This is a genomic window from Arthrobacter sp. yr096, assembly GCF_900108925.1.
Lineage (GTDB): Bacteria > Actinomycetota > Actinomycetes > Actinomycetales > Micrococcaceae > Arthrobacter.
On sequence record NZ_FNYI01000002.1, the window covers coordinates 118,375 to 141,598 of the forward strand.

Below are 23,224 nucleotides of genomic sequence, written 5' to 3' on the forward strand. Positions count from 1 at the left end.
TCATGGCCTAGCAGCCGCCGGGACGGGCACCGTAAATGTCCACGGTGGTGGACTTGACGAACCAGCCCGGGTGGCTGCCCTCGGTGACGCGGTACCAGGGGGTGCCGTTGGTGTAGATGTCCTTGGTGCAGTCAATCTTCAACCTGCCCTCCGATCGGGACACCCAGCCAACGCCGCATGACGGGCCGCTCGGGTTGTATGTGTCCGGTTGTCCGGGCTTTCCAGGGCACGTGTTGTTGTGCGCCTGAATCTCCGTAGCCGGAGGTGGTGGCGGGGTGGGGTCAGCACCGCTGGTGGCAGCGACGTTTCCGCTTCCTGGCCCGGCCACTACGGTCACAGCCCTGACCTTAAGCTGATGGGTCTTCTCCCAGCCGCCACCGGCCGCGTCAAAGCTGTTCGCCTTGCCCACGCCGGTCCAGCCACCGTTATCGAGGCTGACCTCGTAATGGTCCAAAGGACGTCCGTTCATGTTCGGGTTGTTCCACGTCCAGTGCACTTGGCCGTCGCCCTTGGCAGACTTCCCACCGCTCACGTTCGGGGCATTCGGCGGACCGTAAGGGTTCCCCGTACCGATCGCCTTGGCATCGCCGGCCATGCCATTCTTCACAGAGGTTGCGATGATGTTGACCACCACGTTGGTGCCGTTCGGCTGGCCACCGATGTCGCCGCCTCCGCGGCCAATGGGACCCGAGCCGCTGGCGGTCTGCCAACGGTAAGTGATCTCGTTGTCCTGGGAGCCGTTCCGTTCTGCGGCCGTGAGCGGTGTGAAGGTGACCCTGAGTTGCCCGCTGGCCCCGGTGGCCACGACGGAGCCACTCCCCACGGTTCCGGGTTTGCCCGCTGCCCGGATGGCAGCGGACTGCTGGCTGACGCCACTGACGCCGGCCTTGTTGGTCGCCGAGACCGTAAACGTGTAGTCGGCTTCGGCATTCGCGACCGTGACGTTCTGCGAGGTTGCGGCCACCGATTGGGAAGCAACGACGGCGCCGCCCCGGTAGGTGGTCAAGGTGTAGGCAGAGACGGCATCACCGTTGTTGTTGGGCGCCTTCCAGCTGACCTGCAGCTGGCTTTGCGGGCCAACGGACCCGGCACCCGACACCGACGGTGCAGCCGGGGTGGCTGGCACTCCGGCAGGGGTTTCCGCAGCGGAATACGGGCTCCACTCGGAAGGTTCCTTGGCGTCGTTTCGGGCCAGAACCCGAACCTTGTACGCCACACCGTTGGTCAGTCCGGTCCAGACATGGCTGTTGCCCGTGAGGTTTTGGATCTGCGGATTTTGCCCTGCCGGTGCCGGGGAGATCTCGAGATCGTAGGACTTGATGGGCGAGCCCTTGCTGGCCGGGGGTACCCAGGCGACGGAGAGTTGCTTGTCGCCAAATTTCAGGGTCGGAGCAACCGGGGTGTCCGGCTTGACGTCGGGACGGACCTCCGCGGATACCGGAGAACGTTCGGATTCATTGATGGCGTTGGTGGCCGTGACTGCGAAGTGGTACTTCACGTTGTTGGTCAGGCCGGTCAACGTACACGTGTTGGCAGGGCAATCCTGCTTGAATCCGCCTTCGCCATACACGGTGTACTTGGTGATGGGTGATCCACGGTCGGCGGGGGCGTTCCAGGTCAGCAAGGCCGTCTGGTCCCCCACGCTCTGGGCGAGGGGCGTGGTGGGCGGTGCCGGCTTGTCTTTGACCGTCAGGCGTATTCGGGCTGTGGCGTAGCGCGAGAGCTCCCCGGTCTTGTCCTCTACTGTGTACGCAACAACCATGGTTCCGGTGAAGCCCGCTGATGGCGTGATGGTCACATTCCCACCGCTGGCCTCGGCCGTACCCTGGCCCGTTTCGGTGACCGCGGAGACTATCTTCAATGGCGTGTCAGGGAACGGATTGGAATCGTTGGCCAACGCGTTGACTGTGACAGGCTTCCCGGACTGGGCGTCCGGTTCGACGTCATCATTGGCCACTGGCTTGGGCCTGTTGGAAGCCGACAGAGAAAGCTTGTACGTTGCCAGCGCTTCAAGCCCCCGCGGGTCCTTGGCTTTCACCTGGACCGTTCCGCCCTGGCCGATTTGCACAGAATCCTCGGCAGAGACCTTGAGGGTCTTGCCGTCGACGCTGACCCTGAAGCCACCGGGAGCAGCGCCCACCAGTTCATACTTCATGTTCTGGACGTCATCGGAGTCGGGATCGGACGTGAGCTTGCCCAAGTCCAGGCTGGCCGAGTCGCCCTTGGGCACCTCAACGTCACTGCCCAGGAGCACAGGCGGGTTGTTCTTGTTGGGGTCAGGCAGCACCTTGGTGCGGATGCTCAGTGTCGACTTCAATCCATTGGGATCGTCCGGACCAGTACCGTCCGTCACTTCAAAGCTGATGGAACCGGGCCCAACATACTCGGCCCCGGCGGTGTACTTGATGGAAGAACCGCCATTGGCCACGGGGTCGCTGCCGTCGGCACCGATGAGCTTGATGCGGTCGGTCTGGGTCAGGCGGGGTGAGCGGCCGTCACGGACCTTCACCCAATCCGCCAGATCCACGGTGACGGACTGGCCGGAGACGAGCTCCACCACCTCGTCCTTGGCGAGCGTCGGAACCTGCTGGCCGATGCCGGGGACCCAGATGATGGCCGTGGATTTCTGCCCATCCACGTCCTCCACGGTGTACGGAACAAGTTGCGGTTGTTCGGTGAGCTCAACAATGACGTTGCCTTCGGAACCCGGGCGGGCCGTTTCCGAGCCTGTGCTGACCTTGAGGTTCTCCCCCACGCCGTCAGGATCTTCGTCGTTCTTGAGGACTGGTACATCCACGGCGGTCTTGCCGAGCGTCTGTGCCGATGTCACTCGATCATCACGGGCAATGGGGGCCTGCAGGGGGATGTCGTTCTTGACGATCACGCGAATGCTGGCGTTGCCCACTGCGTCCCGGTCATCGGCTACGGAGTAGCGGACATTGACGGTCCCCTCGGCGGCAGGTGCCGTCACCAGGATGCGGCCGCTGGTCTTGCTGACCTGGGCATCCAGGCCGGCATCGGCTTCGATGCTGTCCGTCAGGATGCGGATGATGTCACCATCAGGATCGGTGTCGTTGGCTGTGGCATCCACGGCGATCTGGCGCCCCGGGCGGACCTTGACCTCGTCATCCACGGGCGCAGGCTTCTGGTTGTCGTCGCCACGAGGAGCGACGCCCACCGTCACTGTTCCGGTGTTGACCGCACCTTGGCGATCGATCACCTTGTACCGGAACGTATCCGTACCGGCCCCGTCACCGGCGGCGACGAAGTCGATGAAGCTGCTGCCCGCCGTCGCAGTTCCCATGGTGGGTGTGCTGTCGATGCCGGTGAGTTGCACGGAATCGCCGTCGGGATCGATGCCGTCCAGCGGAACCGGAATCCGGACGCTGCCACCGGCCACCACGCGCGCCGTAAGGTTCTGCGGTTGCGGCCGGGAGTTTTGGGCACCTTCAAGCGGCAGGATGTGGATGGTCACCGCCGCGGCGCTCTTCTGGCCTTGCGGGTCCACCGCGTTGTAAATGGCACGCACGGTCTTGGGGGTGGGACCTGCAATGAACCGGAGGGTCTTCTCGGAAATAAACGCCTTGCCGTCTTCTTCCGGGATGCTCTGTGCCAGCACCGGATCGACGGACAGCTCTTCACCCTGCGGGTGCGAGTCATTGTCCAGGACCGGAATGGTCACGACGTCGTTGACGCGGACGTTGACCTCGTCGGGTTTTGGTTGGGGAGCTTCGACGACGGCGGGGGCCGGCACCGGGACGACGCCAACTGTTCCGGTGGCCGAGGCCCGGCCATTGGACATCGTGTAGCTGAACACGAACGGTTCCTTGGCGCCCAGCACGTCGGTGACGCGCAGGACGGAGTGGTCAATCACGCTGACCGAGGCTGACGAGCCATCCGGGACGGTGACGGACTGAAGCACCAGCACACCACCGGACGGATCGGAGTCGTTAGCCAGTGGATCAACGAGCACGCTGCCGCCGACCGGAAGGAGCGCCACGTCATGGACGGCGACAGGGGCTCCCGAGTCTTTGCCGGACTCCACGTCAACGCGGATCAGGCCCTGGCTGCTTTGGGGACCGTTGCTGGCGATGTAGGTGAGATACACAGGTCCGGGCGTGGTGCTGCGGAACGTGAAAGTGCCGCCGTCGGTCACGGGACCCAGCTCGGCTGGACCCGCGGCTTCAACGTGGGCCACACGCAAGGCACCGCCGTTGGGATCAACGTCGTTCTTCAAGGGTGCGATGACCAGGTCCTGGCCTACCACTGCAGTGACGTGATCGGCGTTAACCACCGGCGCCAGGGCGCCAGGTGGCTGGACGTTGACCACGACACGGCCTGTGGTGGTGGCCCGGCCGTCCCAGACGGTGATGGTGACGTTCTTCTTGCCCGGAGCTGCGCCGGAATCCTGATATGTGAGCAGGCCGTCGCGGCGAACCTTCACCTGGTCCTGGTCGTTGTCCGATTTCGCGTCGAGGAGGACCAGGTCGTCACCGTCAGGGTCCATCCAGTCGGTCAGGATGTTCTGGCTGACGGACTTGCCCTGTTCCACCAACATGGTGGTGGGCTCACCGCGTTTGAAGAAGGGAGGCTTGTTCTCCTCGGGAGCCACTACCCGCAGGGTCACCTTGCCGCCCGCTGACAAATTTCGACCATCAGCAGCGTTGTAGTCGAAGACTTCCGCGCCGGGCTTGGCATCTGCCGGAACCTTGATTTGGAACGCCGAGCCACCGTAGATGTTTTCCAGCGCTCCTGCCTTGGGTCCATTGGCTCCCACCGATGCGGTGAGGACATCGCCGTCGGGGTCTGAGTCGTTGTCCAGGACGCTCAGGATGGAGGTCCGTCCGGGACGGACGCCGAACTCGTCAGGCTTGGTTTCCGGCGGACGGTTCGGCTTGGTCCGGTCAGGGAGGACGTTGATGGTGTTGTTGTCCGCAGACTCCTGGTCCTGGTCATCGGACTGGTTTTTGGGCGGGACAACGTCGTCCCAATTGTTGACGAGCTGCATGTTCTGGTTGACCAGCCATACGCTGCCCGAGTTCACGTCGTTCAGGACTACGAGGTCGCGGTTAACGCGGAACACGTAGCTTGGTGATGCACTGGCCTTGGGGACGTCGTTCTTCTTGTCGTCGGCGTCGTTGTCGCAGTCGCGGACGTATTTGTTGGCTCCGGACCACGCGGAGTGGACACACTTGCTCACCTGCACGGGAGCGGCGGGAACGCCTTCGCCGTCCGCGTTGACTGTTGCTGCGGTGGAGCCATCCAAGGGCTGCTTCAGGAGTGCTTTACGCGTGGCGATGGCGACGTAGCTGCTGTCTTCGCTGCTCTGCTGGAGCTTGGCTTCGCGGGCGTCCTGCAACTGGAGCTTGCGTCCGCCGGGCAGGAACAGGTTTCCGGAAGCGGCGTCAAGGACAACGGGCTTGTCCCCTACGACTGCAATTTGGAGGTCGCCCGCACCCTTGAGGTCCTCCACTGACGTGACCTCGGAGTCGGTCCGCTCGCCGTTGGCATCAACGGTGGTGACCGTGATTTCGCCCTTGCCGGGATCGGCTGTGTAGATGCGGTTGTCCTGGCCCACTGCCGACACCAGGCCCTGGTTGCCCGTCAGGACGGGCTCGGTTCCTTCTTCGTCGAAGCCGTTCACGGTGGAGGGAGACAACGCCCACACCTTGCCGCGGGCGGGATCGGTCACCGAGAGGACTGTGGAACCGTAACTGACTTGGGACGACGACGGCAGTTGCTTATCGCCTCCCAGCTTCAGGTTCGCGGCCGATACCTGGTTGATGGTGGAGCCGGACTCGTCGTCAACGAACACGTTGCCGTCGTGCTGCAGGACGTCGAACGTTGTGGTGGCAGGAGTGACGGCACCATCAAGCACGCGGGACGGGTAGTTCAACCGGCCCACGGCGTTCTTGGTTTTGCTCACTACCCACACGCCGCCGTCGTTCAGGTCCACCTCGGTGGTCTTGAACCCCGGGTACAGCACAGCGCCTGCGACGAGGACGGCGCCTGCCGCAGTCACAGCTATGCCCGATACGAGTTTCTTGTTTTGACGCTTTTTCAGCCCCAGCTTGCCGAAGAAAGTTGTCACAGCCCCAGAATTCCCTTTGTGTTTAGCCGCCCCCCAGCGACTTCCGGGCCAACCGACATGTGCCGGCAGCCGTGCATTCCGCAGTACCCCCATACGGCGGCGGAATTTTCAGTCACTAAGAATATCCCACGCGCCCCACGGCCAGCCAAGGAAACCCGAGACCGGGCTATCCATTGGCTTTGACAGCCTACTTTCTTTGCAGGCGGATGCGCGATGGGGACAAGTGCCCGTTCGCATGGCGTCACGGTCAGCATGGGGGCGCTCCGATGCCAGCAGGATCCGGAAGATTGGTGTGACCTGCGATGATGTACCGGCCCACGTTGCGGTAGGACCCGGATTCGATGCGCCACCAACGGTGCATGCCTGTCCAATTATCTGATTGGTCGATGTAACAACGCACAACAATTGCGCCTTGATCGGCCGAAGCCATCCACGGCGGAGTGTTATTGCTTTGACCGTCACACGTGAACCTCTTCGGATCGTAGTTGGCTCCGCCCAGCGTGAAGCTGCATGACCGCGTAACCGCTCCGGGGTTCATGGTGGTGGTCCACTGGCCTTGCCGTCCTGAGGTGGCATTAGCAGTGGCAATGCCCCCGCCGGTGCCCAGGGAGTTGAAGGTCTGCACGCTGATGCTGTGCCCTTCTTCCCACCCGGCTGTGTTGATGGTTCGGCTGCCAGAAGCACCCACTGTCTCCCAACCACCGCCGTCGATCCGGATCTTCGTGGTCTTGACATCGTTGGTACCTGCACCGGGCGAGGACCAGTTGAAGGTCACCGATTTCTGATTCACAGCGCCATTGGAACCGGATGCCGACGGCGTACCCGGCGATCCGTAAGGCGTAGCCGTCGCGGGCGCGCTGGCGTCCGAGTTGGGTGCCACGGTGGAGTGCGCCGTTACGGTCACGTTGGTCGCCTGCCCGTTGGTGAAGCCACCCACTGTCTGTCCGGGCTGGATGGCACCGGAGCGTCCGCCCGCCGAGTAGGTGTAGCTGACTTCATTGGCTTTGGAGCCGTTGCGTTGAGCCGGGCCCAATGCGGTGAAGTTAATGGTGATCTGCCCGCCCGCAGCGCCTGTGTTGGCCGGCGTCGCGCTCACGTTGCCCACCGTGCCGAGCTTGCCGGTGGCCCGCCGGGGAGCTGACGGCGCACTGACTGCGCCCTTGCCGGCCTTGTTCTCAGCCTGCACCGTGAACGTGTAGGCGGCTTCCGAGTTGCCGGCGGTAAAGGTGGCCGTGCGGACGTTTCCGGGGATGGTCTGCGTTTGCGCCGCTCCGGTTCCACCGCTCATGGTGACGTAGTAATTCTTGATGGGGTCGCCGTTGATATCCGGCTCTGCCCAGTCCGCCCGGAGCTGGTTCTGAGAACCAACGGAGGATACGACGACGGTGCTCGGCGCCGCTGGGGCGCCGGGGATCCCGGCCGGGTGATCTTCGGCGGAATACAGACCCCAATCAGAGGGACCGAGTTCATTGACGGCCTGCGCACGGACCTTGTACTTCACGCCGTTACTCAGGCCCGGCCACGTGTAGCTCAGCCCGGTGACCTCATTCTTGACCGCGACGCCGTTGGCGGGTGGCGGCGAGATCTCCAGGTTGTAGTGCTTCACCGGGGAGCCCTCAGTCTTGGCGGGAGTCCAGGTAATAGCCATCTCCCTGTCGCCTGCCTTGACCGTGGGGACGCCCGGCGGTGACGGCTTCTCATCCGGAGTGATCTCGTTGGAGGCTACGGACGGCTGCGAATCGCCTACCTCATTGGTGGCAACCACGGTGAAAACGTACTTGACGTTGTTGGTCAGCCCGGTCAACGTGCAGGTAGTGGTGGGGCACTCCTGTTGGAAGCCGGCAGATTTCACCGTGTATTTAGTGATGGCTGCGCCATTGTCCGACGGCGGCGCCCACTTGAGCACGGCAGTCCGGCTGCGTACATCCGTAGCTGCCGGGGCAGAAGGAGCGTCCGGTTTGTCGCGGACCGTGATCCGTACGCGGCCAACGGACTGGCGGCTGGGATCGTCGGTTTTGTCCTTGATGGTGTACCTGGCCACCAGGACTCCCTTGAAGCCGTCAGCCGGTGTCACCGTGATCGAATCGCCGGAAATGGCCGGAGTGCCGGAGGCGCTTCCGGTCTCAACCACTGCGGACACGATCGTCAGAGGTTCGCTGAAGGGGTTGAAGTCGTTCCCCAGCACGTTGATGGTCTGGGTCTTGCCGGCGTCCGCATTGTCCACAACGTCGTCGTTGGCTGCAGGCTTGGGCCGGTTGGAAGAAACCACTGTGACTGTGACAGCGGCTTTGACCGGCTCAGAGCGGCCGTCGGTCACCTGCAGGGGCAAAGTGCCGCGTGCCCCGGGGTTGAGCGAGCCACCGGGGGTGACTTTCAGCACGCTCCCTTCGATCCGAGCGTCGAATCCACCGGGCATTCCACCATCCAGGCTGAAGGTAAGTTTGCCTTGGTCTTTCTGATCGACGTCCGCAGCGAGGTTGGCAAGGTCCAACTCGACGGTGTCGCCCTTGGGGGCCTCGATGGCCGCGCCGCTAAACGTCGGCGGATGGTTGGCATCGGGGTCAGGGAGCACTTTGGTGAGAATGGTCAGCGTGGATTTCAGGCCTTCGGCGTCATCGGGCCCACTGCCGTCGGTCACTTCGAAAGTGATGGAGCCAGGACCCGCGTACTCGGCCTGGGCCGCATATCTCAGCGCTGTTCCATCGCCTGCGATGACGTTGGCTGAGTCGCCGCCCTGAACACGGATCTTGTCCGCGACTGTGATGCGCGGCTGGCGTCCTTCCCGGACCTTGACATAGTCCCGCAAGGCCAGGGTGATCTCCTCCCCCGCAGTGACCTCAACAACATCGGTCTTGGAGAGTGTCGGGTACTGGAGTCCTTGGCCTGGAATCCACATCACTGCGGTGGCGGTCTGGCCGTCAATGTCGGTCACCGTGTACGGAATCAACTGATCCTGAGGGACCAAAGTCACCACCACGTTGCCGGCGGCTCCCACCCTGGCATTCGGGTTTCCATCAGGCAAGGAGATCTTCAGGTCCTCTGCCACGCCGTCCGGGTCCGAGTCGTTTTTCAGCACCGGAACGTCCACCGCCGTTTTGCCCAGGGTTTCGGTGAGCGTGATCCTGTCATCCACGGCCACGGGGGCATGGAGCGGCGCTGTGGGACTGGCCTGGACGCGGATCACGGCCGAAGCCTCGGCCTTCTTGTCGTCCTGGATCCGATAGTTGATGCTTTCGGTGCCAGCTGCGCCGGGCGCGGTCAGCACCACTTTTCCGGCGGCCGCTTCCACGTGTAGCTCCGGCTTCGCCTCGAACGTCGGCACCAAACCGATGGGGTCGCCGTCGGGATCTGAGTCGTTCTTCAGTGCGTCCACGGCCACACGGCGTCCGGGACGGACGTCGATGACGTCATCCACGGCGATTGGTTTCTGGTTGTCGGCTTCGGCGGGCGCTATGCCCACGATCACCGTGCCCGTGTTCTCGGCACCTATGCGGTCCCGGACACGGTAGCTGAAAGTGTCCGTCCCTGCGGACTGGCCGCCGGCCGTGTATTCCAGGTAACCGTCGCGAAGGATGGCGGTTCCGAGTTCGGGAGCTTTGTCGATGCCGATGAGTTGGACGGAGTCGCCGTCGGCGTCAATGCCGTCCAAGGGGACCGGAACCTTCACGGTCATGCCCGCAACCACCCTGGCAGTCAGGTTGCGCGGCTCCGGCCTGGTGTTGGTTGCATCGTCGCGGCCACGGACGCGGATGGTGACTTGCTGGGAATCTGTCTGCCCGGAATCGTTGCTGACCTTGTAGATGGCATAGACAGTGGTGGGCTCCTCACCCGCAATGAACCGCAAGGTATTCCCGGCAACGAACATTCGGCCCGCAGCCTCGTCCGGTTGCTGTGCCAACACTGGGTCCAGGGTGAGCTCTCCGCCATTGGGATCGGTATCGTTCTCCAACACTGGGATGGTCACGACGTCGCCGACGCGGACAGAGACTTCATCCGGTTTGGCTTGCGGGGCTTGAAGCTTGGTGGGCGCGGGGACCACCTGGACGGAGATATCCCCGGTGGCGGAAGCTTTACCGTTGGAAATGGTGTATTTGAGCGAAAGCTGACCCTCGGCGCGAAGATCGGTGATCTTGATGACCGAGTGGTCCAGTACTGCCACGGAAACGGGAAGTCCGTCGGCGGCCGTCACGGACTGCACCACCAGGACGCCACCGCTTGGGTCTGAGTCATTGCCCAGCACGTCCACAACTACGCTTCCACCGCTGGGCAGGAGCGCAATATCGCGGACCGCCACGGGCGCGCCGTCGCTGTTCCCGGATACGACGTCCACCCGCACCAGTTGCTGCGCGCTGGCCGGTCCGTTGGTCACCATATAAGTGACGTAGTGGGCGCCCAACGCGGTGGAGTTGAAGGTAAACGTCTGCTGGTCCGGTCCTACCACTGCGGTCGATTGCTCGTCCGGTTGTGCCTGGGCAAGCCGAAGGGTTCCGCCCTGGGGGTCAGTGTCATTCTTGAGCGGTGCGATCACGGTGTCCTGGCCGGCGACAGCTACCACGTGGTCCGCGTTCGCTACGGGCGGGAGTGCCCCGGCACCACGGACGTCAACACTGATTTGTCCCTGCGTTGTCAGGGATCCGTCGGAGATGCTCACTGTCAGGGTCTTCCGGCCCGGGCCTGCGCCCGAGTCCTGGAACGTGAGCAAACCGTCGGGCCGGATCCGTACCTGGTCTGCAGGGTCGCTGCTGGAGACGGCGACGGCGAAGATGTCATCGCCGTCCGGGTCTATCCAATCCGTGAGGACATACTGGCTGGCGATCTTGCCGGATTGGACCACCAGCGCGTTATTCCGGTTGGGCTTTGGTTGAGGCGCGTTGTTTTCCTCGGAGGGAACTACGCGCAGGTCCACCTCGGCACTCGCGGTTCCGTCGCGGCCATCGTCAACGGTGTACTTGAAGCGCTCCGACCCCGTGGTTCCGGCGGGCACGGTGATCTGGAAGCCGGTGCCACCATAGACGGCGGACAGCGCACCCGATTTCAGTGGCTCGCTGTTGCTGACAGTCAGGACGTCGCCATCCGCGTCGGCATCGTTGTCCAGGACGGGCAGGATGGTGGTTTTGCCCGCCCGGACCCCAAAGGAATCGGGCTTGGCAACCGGCACCGTGTTCGGTTTGCTGCGGTCCGGGAGGACCGTCTGCTGGACTTCGTCCGCGGAGTCCTTCTCGGCGTCGTCAGACGTTTGCTGCGGAGGGATGACGTCGTCCCAGTTGTTGACCAACTGCATGTTCTGGTTAACCATCCAGACGTTGCCGGAGTTGACGTCGTTCAGCACCACCAGATCCCGGTTGACCCGGAAAACGTACGACGGCGATGCACTCGCCTTGGGGACGTCCGATCGCTTGTTGTCTGCTTCGTTGGCGCATTCCCGGACGTATTTGTTGGCTCCGGACCACGCGGCATAGGTGCAGGACCCCAAGTGGACAGGAGCGGCAGGAATTCCTTGACCGTCCGCCTGGATGGTTTTTGCCGTCCCGCCGTCCAAGGGCTGCAGGAGCAATGCCTTGGATGTGGCGATGGCAACAAAATCCGCGGCCGGTCCACTCTGCTGCAGCTTGGCTTCCCGGGCATCGTCCAAGTGCACCTTGCTGCCGCCGGGCAGGACAATGTCCCCTGTTTCTTCATTGAGGACCACTGCTTTGTCGCCCACAGCCGCCAGCTGGACCTTGCCACCGGCCTTCAACGCGTCGTCTTTCCGGACCTGGGAGTCCACAGCCTTGCCGTCGGCGTCCACTCTGGTGGCCGTCAACGCGCCCGTTGCCGGATCAAGGGTGTGGATGGTGTCGTTACTGCCAACCACCGATACCAGGCCCGGGGACTGTTCGAACAGTGGCTCGGATTCGTCACTGAAGCCGCCAAGGGAGCTCGGAGAAACAGCCCAGACTTTGCCCTTGGCCGGGTCGGTGACCGCCAAAACCTTGTTGCCAAAACTGACGTCTGCGGCACCGGGCAGCTTTTGGTCTCCCCCGAGGCGCATGTTGGCAGCACTGACGGGGTTGATAGTGCCGGCATCGGAGTCGTCAATGAAGATGTCGCCGGCCTGCTGGAGGATGTCGAAGTTGGTGCTCGCCGGGGTCACTGCCCCGTCCAGCGACTTGGAGGGGTAGTTGAGCCTGCCAGCGGCGTTCTTGGACTTGCTGACCACCCACACGCCGCCGTCGTTGAGTTCAACGTCCGTGGTTTTGAAGCCAGGGTAGAGGATTGCGCCGGTCACCAGGACGGCTGCGGCCGCAGTGAACGCCGTAGCCGTGATGACCTTCCGTCGGCGGTTAACGGCACGGCGTTTGCCGGACCCGTTTGGCAGAGCCATCCCACATTCCCCCACAAATTGGCAGCTTAAAAGCGCCGATGCCCGCCCCCACGGCAATCACGACACAAACAACCCCAGACTACCGGGTTAATCCATCGATTTGCTAAGGCTGAGTCATGTGGACTATGTCACAGCGGGGTCCAGATCACGGCAGGGGCCAGGTCACGGTAGCGTCTAGTCGAGCACCAGGCCCTTGCCGCGGCCACGCGCAAGCATCACAGGGTGGATCTCGCCGAAGCCCCGGACATTCTCTGATTTTTGGGGAACCAGTACAAAGCGGTCATCTTGTCCCAGGGCAGCTGCGGTCATCGCATCAACCAGCACGGTGCCGGGCTGGGCCAGTGTGGTGAGGCGGGCCGCCAAGTTCACAGTGGGACCATAAATGTCGCCAAGCCGCGATAGGATCCGGCCCCACACCATGGATACACGGCATTGCGGCAGGATTTCATCCTCGGTGAAGGCTTGCGCCAGCGCCAATGAAATCTCTGCGCCGGCAGCAGGCGTCTCGGCGATATACAGGACTTCGTCGCCCACGGTCTTGACCAGGCGGCCGCCACCCACGGAAATAATCTCGGCACACTTGTTCTCGAAGCGCTGCACCAGCTGGGCCAACGTTTTCTCGTTCATGCGGCGCGAGAGGCTGGTGTAGGACACCAGGTCCGCGAAACCGACGGCGCGGGCCAAGGGCAGCGGTGAATCGTCCTCGTCGCCTTCGCGCCCCTCTTCGCTTGCCTGCAATCCGGCTTCGGCCCGAACTGCCAGCCGCTGGACGCCCGCATTGAGCTGGCGGCGGTAGGAGTAGACCAGGATTTCTTCCAGGGAATCCACCAAGGACGGCAGACGCCCCACAAGCTGCTTACGGGCCACGGCATCAGGAATCCCCTGCTCGGAGACCATGTCCTCCACCAAGGCTTCAATCTGCCAGACCACCATGCGGTCCGTCATCTGGCCAATGGAACGTGTCACTGAGATGGCCGCTTCTTCGGTCAGCAGGCCTGCCCGGACCAGGTCCAGAATGCTGGACAAGGCTGCTTGGTCGCGCTCGGTAAAAGCAACGTCCTCATCGCCGAAGTTGGGGAAGCCCAGCGCGCGCCAAATTTTCCGCGCGGACAGGATGGACACACCGGCGCCTGCGGCAACTTCGCGGCGACGCAGCTTGCGTTCGCCACCCAGAAGCTTTGACTCAAGCGCCTTGATAGCCAGGCGTTCGGCGGACATCACGCCAGTGGGCGGCCCGGTGGGTACCGGTGCGGGCGCGGCTTCGGTGTCCTCATCCACGGAAGGCTCGGGTACGGCGTCGAACTCCTGGTCCAGGTCCTCGCCGGACTGCTGATCCTCAACGCTCATCTCTTCCACCTTCTCTCAGCTCCCACGGCAATTCTTCAAAATCCCTCAGTACTTCACCCTCAAAAACCTCACCCTGCGGGAGTTCGTCCATGGCGTCAAGAATGAAGCCCCTGAACTTCCCAACCTCGGGAACGTCGGCCAGGACGGCCGTTCCGGAGTGCCCGGTATCCAAGGATATATTCCCTGAGTGCAATGTCCGCTGGATGAAGCTCTGATGGACCTCCACATGGCGGACCGTCATCAGGGACACCTGCCAGTCGCGACGCCGAAACATTCCGTATTTGGCAAGTATCCGCCGGCTCGTCAGGATGTACCGGGCGGAACGCCACCGCACCACCCTCCTAACGCTGTAAGCAATGAGCAGCCACGCGGCGAGCACCACTGCAGTTCCCATCAGCCACGGCGTCCATTCCACTGTAATGAATGGCGCAAGCCGCTGCGCATTTCCCTTGACTACCCAGGCACAGGCGTAGGCCGCCACGGCCGGAACCACAATGAAGGCCAGCACCGGGAAAAAGAGTGAGCGGGCCTGTTGACGCGTGATGGTGATGACCTGCTCCCCCGGAAGCAGCTCTTTACGCATAACCGCTTTCCGTGGCGCGCAAGTGCACCACGTCCCCGGCCGTTATGACGTGCTCCCTGCCGCCGTGGTCCACCACCAGCAACGAGCCGTGCTCATCAAGGCGCGAGGCGTGCCCCACCAGCTCGTTGTCACCGGGCAAGTGGGCGCGCACTTCGCGGCCCAACGTCACCATGGCAGATTCCACCCGCTTGTGCAGGGACGGCCCACCTGCCAAGCCCGCGGCCGGGTCCCCTTCGGAATTGCAAAAACTGCGGTAAAGCCGGGCAAAACGCGAAAGATAGCTCTTCAGCAGCGCGGTGCGGTCCGTCGTCGTGGCTCCTTCCAAGGCGAGAGATGTTGCCGTGGGGACGGGCAACTCATCCTCGGCCAGGCTGACGTTGAGGCCTACGCCAAGGATCACGGCGGGAACGGACCCATCGGCCAGGGGCGTCATCTGCGCCAGAATGCCCGCCACCTTGCGGCCCTTAACCAGGACATCATTGGGCCATTTGATCTCGGCTGTTACGCCGGCGGTTTCCTGCAAGGCCTCGCGCAGGGCCACGGCCGCAAGAAGGGAAAGCCACGAGTAGCTCTGCGTCGGCACCGGCATGCCTTCTGCGGTGACAGGCCGAAGCACCATGGACACGGACACCGCGGAACGCTCCGGCGATTCCCACTGCCTGTCCAGCCGTCCGCGGGCAGCAGTCTGGTGTTCGGCAGTCAATACCGCGAGGTCTCCCCAGTTTTTCGGCTCCACCGTAACGGCCCGCACCAGGTCCTGGTTGGTGGACCCTGTGGATTCGACGATGGTCAACTGCGAAATGCCGGTGGCTGACAGGAATTCCGGCTGCAGCAGCGACTCACGGTCCAAGGTGGGCCGATTGCTCCCGGCGGAGGGGACCTGCGGTTCGCTGCTGTCTGACTGTTCGGCATCCATAGCTGAATCCTATCCAGTTGCGGCGCGCCCGGAACGGCGCCGGCCCTGAAATGCGTCTGGGAATCCGCCCAGAGAAATCTGCCCGGAGATTCGCCTAGAGAAAGATGTCCGGCACCAGGCGGTCCTCGGGCGCGCCAAGGCTGTACGGGGTGAAGTCTGATACTCCGGCAGCGCGAAGCACTTCCTCGTCTGTAAAGAACTTCCCGGTGGCGCCCGAGCCGGTCAGCACTGCGTGTGCGGCGTCGGCCATGATTTCCGGTCCACGTGCTGCTTGCACGATCTGCTGCCCACCGGGCATGTTCCGGATGGCTGCTGTGTCAATGAGGGTGCATGGCCAGAGCGAGTTCACTGATACTCCGTCGCCCTTCAGCTCTTCAGCGAGTCCCAAGGTAGTGAGGCTCATCCCGTACTTGGCCATGGTGTATGCCAGGTGCATCCCGGCCCATTTGGGATCCAGGTTGAGGGGCGGCGACAGCGTGAGAATGTGGCCGTGCGCAGATTCCCGCAGGGCCGGCAGGGCCAGCTTGGAGAGCAGGAACGTGCCACGGACATTGATGTCCTGCATGAGGTCATAGCGCTTCATGTCCACGGCGTCAGTGCGCGAAAGATCAATTGCGGAGGCATTGTTGACGACGACGTCGATCCCACCGAAACGCTCGACGGCGGCGGCCACCGCGGCAGCGACGTCGTCGTCATTGCGGACGTCCCCCACGAGCGGCAGGGCCTGGCCCCCTGCTTCCACCAGTTGTTCCGCGGCGGTAAAGACAGTGCCCTCGAGTTTGGGATGAGGATCGCCGGTCTTCGCCATGATCACAATGTTGGCGCCGTCGCGGGCTGCGCGGGTGGCGATGGCCAGTCCGATGCCGCGGCTGCCACCGGACATCAGGATGGTCCTGCCCTTGAGCGAAGCGGTGGCCACGTAGGGAGTCTCTGCCTGCGAAAGTGCGCTGGAAGCGTCGTTGCTTGAAGTCATGGGGACACTCTAGCCCAACTATGTTACTGACGGGTAACATAGCATTGGCTTTGGCTTGGACGCTGAAAATTGTAGGGTTTCTACAGCGGTTCGCGGCAAAGGCGTCACTAGACTGGCCATCGGGGCCTGTTCTTTGTACGGAAGCTACTTAACCGTGAACGAACTGTGCCAGCGAAAATCAGCTACAGAGCCGGAGACACTTGATGAGCCACGATCTGACAACGACAGCGGGAAAGATTGCCGACTTCCGCGACCGCCAGGCCCGTGCAGAGCAACCTTCCGGCCCGGAAGCGATTGAGAAGCAGCACGCACGCGGCAAGAACACGGCCCGCGAACGCATCGACCTCCTGGTTGACCCGGGGTCCTTCGTGGAGTTCGACGCCCTGGCAGTCCACCGTTCCACGGCCTTCGGCATGGAGAAGAAGAAGCCGCTCGGCGACGGCGTTGTCTCCGGATACGGCACAGTGGATGGCCGCCTGATCGCCATTTACAGCCAGGACTTCAGCGTCTACGGCGGTTCGCTGAGCCAGGTCAACGGCGAGAAAATCGTCAAGGTCCAGGAATTCGCACTGCGCAACGGCTGCCCGGTTGTGGGCATCAACGACGGCGGCGGTGCACGTATCCAGGAAGGCGTCGCCTCTCTGGCCATGTTCGCGGACATCTTCCGCAACAACGTCCACGCTTCCGGCGTTGTCCCCCAGATCTCCCTCATCATGGGCCCTTGCGCCGGCGGTGCCGCCTACTCCCCTGCCCTCACCGACTACGTGGTGATGGTGGACAAGACCTCGCACATGTTCATCACCGGACCCGACGTCATCAAGACCGTCACCGGCGAAGACGTGGACATGGAAACACTCGGCGGCGCCCGGCAGCACAACGCCACTACCGGTACCTCCACCTACCTTGCCTCCGATGAAGCCGACGCGATCGAATTCGTCCGCGAGCTCCTGGATTTCCTCCCGTCCAACAACCTGTCCGAGGCCCCCGTGGTGGAGCACGACCAGGAACTGGAACTCAACGACGACGACCTCGCCCTGGACGGCCTGATCCCGGATTCCGCGAACCAGCCGTATGACATGCTTAAGGTCATCGAGCAGATCGTTGATGACGCCCACTTCCTGGAGATGCAGTCCTTGTACGCCCCCAACGTCATGATCGGCTACGGCCGCGTTGAGGGACACACCGTGGGCATCGTGGCCAACCAGCCCATGCAGTTCGCTGGAACACTGGACATTTCAGCGTCGGAAAAGGCCGCCCGCTTTGTGCGCCACTGCGATGCGTTCAACATCCCCATCATCACGCTGGTGGATGTCCCCGGCTTCCTGCCCGGCAAGGACCAGGAGTTCCAGGGCATCATCCGCCGCGGAGCCAAACTGCTCTACGCCTACGCAGAAGCCACTGTCCCCAAGCTCACCGTCATCACCCGCAAGGCTTACGGTGGCGCGTACATCGTGATGGGCTCCAAGAAGCTCGGAGCCGACCTCAACCTGGCGTGGCCCACAGCCCAGATCGGCGTCATGGGGGCCCAGGGTGCAGTGAACATCCTCTACCGCCGTGACCTCGCAGCGGTTGCCGAGGCCGGCGGCGACGTAGAGGCAAAGCGCGCCGAGATCATCCAGGGCTACGAGGAAGAACTCCTCAACCCGTACCAGGCAGCGCAACTGGGCTACGTGGACGCGGTGATCGCGCCGTCGGATACACGTATGCAGATTATCCGCGGACTCCGCGCCCTGCGGGACAAGCGCGCGAGCCTGCCCACCAAGAAGCACGGAAACATCCCGCTGTGAGCACGCCGAAGCACCGGGCTGATTCCGCGCCTGATCAGGTACCGGCCACTCCTTTGTTCTCGGTGGTTAAGGGCGAGCCGACGGCCGAAGAGCTCGCGGCGCTTGCCGCCGTCGTGGTTTCACTCGGGACAACGCACGAGGCTGCCGCATCGAAGCCGAACGTCCGGCATTGGGTGCGTCGCCAGCAATTGCGTCTGGACCCGACCCCGGGTCCTGGCGCATGGAAGCGCAGCCGCGGCTGATTTTTCTCGTGCGTAGATAGTTCAACAACCCTTTCACGTAAGCGGTCTCGCGGCTAGGCTCTGTGGGTGACTACTGCAAACACTCCTGTACGCCCGAAGTCCGCCATCGATGCCGTCGCTGACGCGTACACAGAAAAGCTGATTGAACTCAATCCCAGCTTCGCAACCACGCTGGGATTGCCGGGACACGAAACCGAATACCAGGACTACTCGCCTGCTGGCGCTGAGGCCCATGCGGAGGCCACAAAGTTGGCCTTGGATGCTCTGGCCGGCCTTGAGCCTTCCGATGATGTGGACGCCGTCACCCTCGACGCCATGCGCGAGCGGCTGGGCCTGGAACTGGAGATCCACGAGTCCGGTTGGGATGCCGCGGACCTGAACAACATTGCCTCCCCCGCCCAAGACATTCGCGCCATTTTTGACCTCATGCCCACGGACACGGTGGAACAGTGGGAGCATATAGCCGGCCGTGCCGCCAACGTTCCCGGGGCTGTTGAGGGGTACATCGCTTCCCTTCGCTCGGCTGCTGCCGAAGGAAAAGTGGCCGCAGCCCGGCAGGTCCGGATTGTGATCGAGCAGACCGGCCGCTACGCCGCAGAGGACGGCTTCTTCGCCAAAATGGCATCATCGGCCGCCGTTGGTGGTTCGCCGCTGCCCGCCGAGGTTCAGGACAGGCTCGACGCCGGTACCGCAGCCGCGCGCTCAGCGTACAGCGCTTTGGGCGACTTCCTCCGGGACGAATTGTTGCCCGCAGCCCCCGAAAAAGACGCCGTGGGGCGCGAACGCTACGCGCTGGCCTCCCGTTCATTTGTTGGCGCCGAAGTGGATCTCGAGGAAACCTACGCATGGGGTGTCCAGGAGCTTGAACGGCTTATCGGTGAGCAGGAAAAGGTCGCGGCGCAGATCAAGCCCGGCGCATCCATTGAAGAAGCCAAGGCCATCCTCAACAACGACCCCGCACGCCAGATCAAGGGCACCGACGCCCTGAAAGCCTGGATGCAGGAACTCTCCGACCGTGCCGTCTCGGAGCTGGCCGATGTCCACTTCGATATCCCCGATGTCATGAAGACCCTTGAGTGCATGATCGCCCCCACCGACGAAGGCGGTATCTACTACACCGGCCCTTCCGATGACTTCTCCCGGCCCGGACGCATGTGGTGGTCCGTGCCCGCGGGCGAAGACACCTTCACCACGTGGTCCGAAACCACCACCGTTTTCCATGAAGGGGTGCCCGGCCACCACCTTCAGGTCGCCACGGCAACATACCGCCGGGAGCTGCTGAACAACTGGCGGCGGAACGTCTGCTGGGTCTCCGGCCATGGTGAAGGCTGGGCGCTCTACGCCGAACAGCTCATGCTGGAACTGGGCTACCTCAAGGACCCGGGTGACCACATGGGCATGCTGGATGGCCAGCGAATGCGGGCAGCCCGCGTAGTGTTCGACATCGGTGTGCACTTGGAACTGCCTGTCCCCGAACGCTGGGGCACCGGCACCTGGACACCGGAGAAGGGCTTCGACTTCCTCAAAGCCAACCTCGATATCAGCGAAGGCCAGCTCCAGTTCGAATTCACCCGCTACCTGGGCTGGCCGGGACAGGCGCCGTCCTACAAGGTGGGGCAGCGTCTGTGGGAGCAAATCCGTGCCGAACTGGAGTCCCGTGAAGGCTTCGATCTCAAGTCCTTCCACAGCAGAGCGTTGAACATCGGCTCTGTGGGCTTGGACGTTCTCCGGCGGGCGTTGCTGGGCTAGAAAGTTGCTGCGCGCGGCGGGCTCCAGTTCCCTCCGTGCGCACCCCTTCGGCGCTAGGGTCGCACCCGTTCCCGCGTTTCGCACCAGAGGTTACGGGTGCGATCCGCGGGAAAGGGTGCGCCAGCGGGGGAAAGGCTCGCAACGCACTCGAGATGATCGCCACACTGTTTCCGGGAATAACTTCACAAAAACCCGCGCCGGGCCCGCAATTTAGCGGCTCACAATCGAGAACAGCACAGGGGGCGACGTAACATTTCTCAACGTTCGTTCGCTATGTTATTTGCGATGCACCTAACGTGTTCCGGTGAGCACCTCAACCAACACTTCCCCAGCAGCTGGCAAGACCGGCTTCCGGCTCCCCAAGTGGGCCGGTTCCTTCGGCGTCCAGATCATCGCAGCCCTCATCATCGGCCTGGTCCTCGGCCTCATCGCCAAGTACACGGGCAGCACCAAGACGGCCCCCAACGGCCTCGGCGCTACTCTCCAGACCATTGGTTCCAGCTACGTCTCGTTGCTGCAGACCGCCGTCGTTCCTTTGATTTTCACCGCTGTGGTGAGCTCCATCGCGAACCTGCGTCAGGTCTCCAACGCCGCCCGATTGGCATGGAACACACTGCTCTGGTTCGCGATCACCTCACTGGTCTCGGTGCTGATCGGTATCGGCCTGGGCGTACTCCTGCAGCCCGGCGCAGCAACCGGCATCACCGAGGAAGCGAAGTACGCCGGTAAGACCGGCGACTGGTGGGCCTTCCTGATCGGCCTGTTCCCCAAGAACTTCCTGGGTCTTGGCGCCAGCTCCACCGTTACTGAGAGCGCCAATGCTGCCACCACCGTCAGCACTGCCGTCAACTTCAACGTGCTGCAGATTCTGGTGATCGCCATCGCCATCGGCGTTGCGGCCCTCAAAGTGGGCAAGCAGGCCGAAGCCTTCCTGACGTTCAACGCTTCCGCGCTTGCAGTCATCCAGAAGGTCCTGTGGTGGATCATCCGCATCGCCCCGCTGGGCACCATCGGCCTCATCGGTAACGCTGTTGCGATCTACGGTTGGGACACCATCGGATCCCTGGGCAAGTTCACGGCTGCCATCTACATCGGCCTGGCCTTGGTGCTCTTCGTCCTCTACCCGATCCTGGTCCGCGTCCACGGCCTGTCCGTCAAGCAGTACTTCTCCGGTGTTTGGCCGGCAGTGCAGCTTGCCTTCGTTTCCCGCTCCTCCATTGGCACGCTGCCGCTCACGCAGCGCGTCACTGAACGGAACCTGGGCGTCCCCTCCGGCTACGCTTCCTTCGCCGTGCCGCTGGGCGCTACCACCAAGATGGACGGCTGCGCAGCCATCTACCCGGCCATCGCAGCGATCTTCGTGGCCCAGTTCTTCGGCATCAACCTCGACTTCAGCCAGTACCTGCTGATCGTGCTGGTCTCCGTCCTCGGTTCCGCAGCCACGGCGGGCACCACCGGTGCCGTGGTCATGCTCACCCTGACGCTGTCCACGCTGGGACTTCCGCTTGCCGGCGTCGGGCTCCTGCTGGCGATCGACCCCATCCTGGACATGGGCCGCACGGCCGTTAACGTGGCAGGCCAGGCACTGGTCCCCGCCATTGTGGCGAAGCGCCAGGGCATCCTGGACGAGTCGTTGTACAACGCGCCCCGCAACGGTGCTGCGTTCGCTGACGAATACGCAGCCGACAAGGCAGCAGCAGAAAGCAACGAGCGCGAACTGGCTGATTCGAAGGCCTAAGCCTCGGCCTCTGGACACGGCGCAAATCCCCCGGGGAGTTCTCCCCGGGGGATTTCCCTGTTTAAGTGACTAAAGCTGGATAGGCTCAGACCATGCTGATCGTCACCTCCAATGAAATCCCAGGCCACCGCATTGACGCCGTCTTCGGCGAAGTCATGGGACTCACTGTCCGCTCCCGTGATATTGGCTCGCAAATGCTGGCCGGTTTCCGATCCCTCGGCGGCGGAGAGCTGCCCGAGATGACCAAGGCACTCTACGAAAGCCGCCAGGAAGTCATGGCGCGCATGGTCAACGAAGCGCAGCAGCGCGGCGCCAACGCCATCGTCGCCATGCGTTTCGACACCTCAGAGATGGGCACCAACTGGACCGAAGTCTGCGCCTATGGAACCGCGGTGTACGTCCTGCCGCTGGGTGAGGGCGAACCGGGCGCCACAGGGCAATCCGTTTACTTGACCAAGACGGCCGCGGAGCAGAACTCCCGGCCGGCGCAGCCTGCTCCAACCCACCCCGCTCCCCCGGCACAACCGCAGCAGCCCACTCCGCCCGCGCCCCCGCAGCAGTTCTGAGCCCAGGCACACCCATCCGAGTCCCGTTCTTGTTCGTTTCGTCACCCTCTAGGCGGTGAGAGAAGCAAGCGAGGGCGGGATTTTTACTACCCAGAACAGCTCAAATTGCGCACAGTGCAAACTTGCACTTAGTGTAAGTATGTGACCCAAACCAGTAGCCAGGATGCCACTGCGGAGTCGCTTACCCTTGCAGAGACCAGCGCCCCGTCCCGGCGCGAGCTCAACAAGGCGGCCACCCGCAGTTCCATCGCGTCCGCAGCCCTTGACCTGTTGCGCAGCAATGGATCCGGGAACTTCACGGTCGAGGACATCGCCGCAGCCGCGGGCGTCTCCCGACGGACTTTCTTCAACTATTTCCCCAGCCTTGAAGCCGCCCTGGCCTCCGTAGCCGACGGCTTCATGGATCACGCACTGGAACAGTTCCGCCTCCGCCCCGCCGAAGAGTCCATCCTCGAATCCGCGCAGGCAGCCCTGATGGCCCTGGCAGATCCGATGTCCGTGGCGCCCATGGCGGAACTGTTCAGCCTCACGCAGGACAACCGCTCACTGGCCCGCTCCGAGCTGGAAGCCTGGGAACACTGCACCGGGCAAATTATCGATGCTGCGCGCAGCAGGTTGGGCGAAGGCATCAGTGAGCTCTACCTCCATGCGTTGGCCGGCTCCGTCATCTCCTGCGGCAAAGCGGCAATGACCGTCTGGTTCGCCGAACGCGGACCCGACCTCTCCGCGGAATCCCTCGCGGTCCTTCGCCAGCACCTCATCGATGCGATGGGCCTCCTCGGCACCGGCTTCGCGCCGCCGTCGGACGTTTCCCCCACAGCGGCAACAGCCTCACCCTCCGTTCCAACCACCACAGATCGGTTCTGAC

General features: G+C 63.2%; 12 protein-coding genes. 6 read left to right on the forward strand and 6 right to left on the reverse strand.

Annotated elements, in window-relative coordinates; all coding sequences use genetic code 11:
- Window positions 1-7 precede the first annotated feature (7 nt).
- The 6 genes from BMY91_RS05420 to BMY91_RS05445 all read right to left on the reverse strand — a co-directional run bounded on the left by BMY91_RS05420 (window position 8) and on the right by BMY91_RS05445 (window position 16,274).
- Window positions 8-6,091, reverse strand: coding sequence for an Ig-like domain-containing protein (locus tag BMY91_RS05420; RefSeq protein WP_177179850.1), 6,084 nt, complete (start codon window positions 6,089-6,091; stop codon window positions 8-10).
- 247 nt (window positions 6,092-6,338) lie between these two features.
- Window positions 6,339-12,455, reverse strand: a complete 6,117-nt coding sequence (locus tag BMY91_RS05425; RefSeq protein WP_090819539.1) for an Ig-like domain-containing protein — start codon at window positions 12,453-12,455, stop codon at window positions 6,339-6,341.
- 174 nt (window positions 12,456-12,629) lie between these two features.
- Complete coding sequence (locus BMY91_RS05430; RefSeq protein WP_090819542.1) at window positions 12,630-13,802, reverse strand: adenylate/guanylate cyclase domain-containing protein; 1,173 nt, start codon at window positions 13,800-13,802, stop codon at window positions 12,630-12,632.
- Window positions 13,792-14,385: a PH domain-containing protein gene (locus BMY91_RS05435; RefSeq protein ID WP_090819545.1), complete on the reverse strand. Its 594-nt coding sequence runs from the start codon at window positions 14,383-14,385 to the stop codon at window positions 13,792-13,794. Before BMY91_RS05435 ends, BMY91_RS05430 begins: the two co-directional genes overlap by 11 nt.
- Entirely contained in the window at window positions 14,378-15,301 is a 924-nt protein-coding gene (locus tag BMY91_RS05440; protein ID WP_090819548.1) for a biotin--[acetyl-CoA-carboxylase] ligase, read from the reverse strand. Before BMY91_RS05440 ends, BMY91_RS05435 begins: the two co-directional genes overlap by 8 nt.
- Before the next feature lie 94 nt (window positions 15,302-15,395).
- A complete protein-coding gene (locus BMY91_RS05445; protein ID WP_090819550.1) occupies window positions 15,396-16,274 on the reverse strand; it encodes an SDR family oxidoreductase in 879 nt (292 codons plus the stop codon).
- 203 nt (window positions 16,275-16,477) lie between these two features.
- On the opposite strand from BMY91_RS05445, the gene BMY91_RS05450 reads away from it, so the two are divergent.
- From BMY91_RS05450 to BMY91_RS05475, 6 genes are all read left to right on the forward strand, one after another.
- On the forward strand, window positions 16,478-18,061 hold the full coding sequence (locus tag BMY91_RS05450) for an acyl-CoA carboxylase subunit beta (protein ID WP_090819553.1): 1,584 nt from the start codon (window positions 16,478-16,480) through the stop codon (window positions 18,059-18,061).
- A complete protein-coding gene (locus BMY91_RS05455; RefSeq protein ID WP_090819555.1) occupies window positions 18,058-18,303 on the forward strand; it encodes an acyl-CoA carboxylase epsilon subunit in 246 nt (81 codons plus the stop codon). The genes BMY91_RS05450 and BMY91_RS05455 overlap by 4 nt, the downstream gene beginning before the upstream one ends.
- Window positions 18,304-18,369: 66 nt before the next feature.
- Complete coding sequence (locus BMY91_RS05460) at window positions 18,370-20,052, forward strand: DUF885 domain-containing protein (protein WP_090819558.1); 1,683 nt, start codon at window positions 18,370-18,372, stop codon at window positions 20,050-20,052.
- Window positions 20,053-20,356: 304 nt separating this feature from the next.
- Window positions 20,357-21,790, forward strand: coding sequence for a dicarboxylate/amino acid:cation symporter (locus BMY91_RS05465; protein ID WP_090819561.1), 1,434 nt, complete (start codon window positions 20,357-20,359; stop codon window positions 21,788-21,790).
- Between the two features lie 92 nt (window positions 21,791-21,882).
- Window positions 21,883-22,356: a YbjQ family protein gene (locus BMY91_RS05470; RefSeq protein ID WP_090819564.1), complete on the forward strand. Its 474-nt coding sequence runs from the start codon at window positions 21,883-21,885 to the stop codon at window positions 22,354-22,356.
- A 141-nt stretch (window positions 22,357-22,497) separates the two neighbouring features.
- Window positions 22,498-23,223 (forward strand): TetR family transcriptional regulator, encoded by a 726-nt coding sequence (locus tag BMY91_RS05475; RefSeq protein WP_090819566.1) that lies wholly within the window; start codon window positions 22,498-22,500, stop codon window positions 23,221-23,223.
- The last annotated feature ends 1 nt before the right edge of the window (window position 23,224 follow it).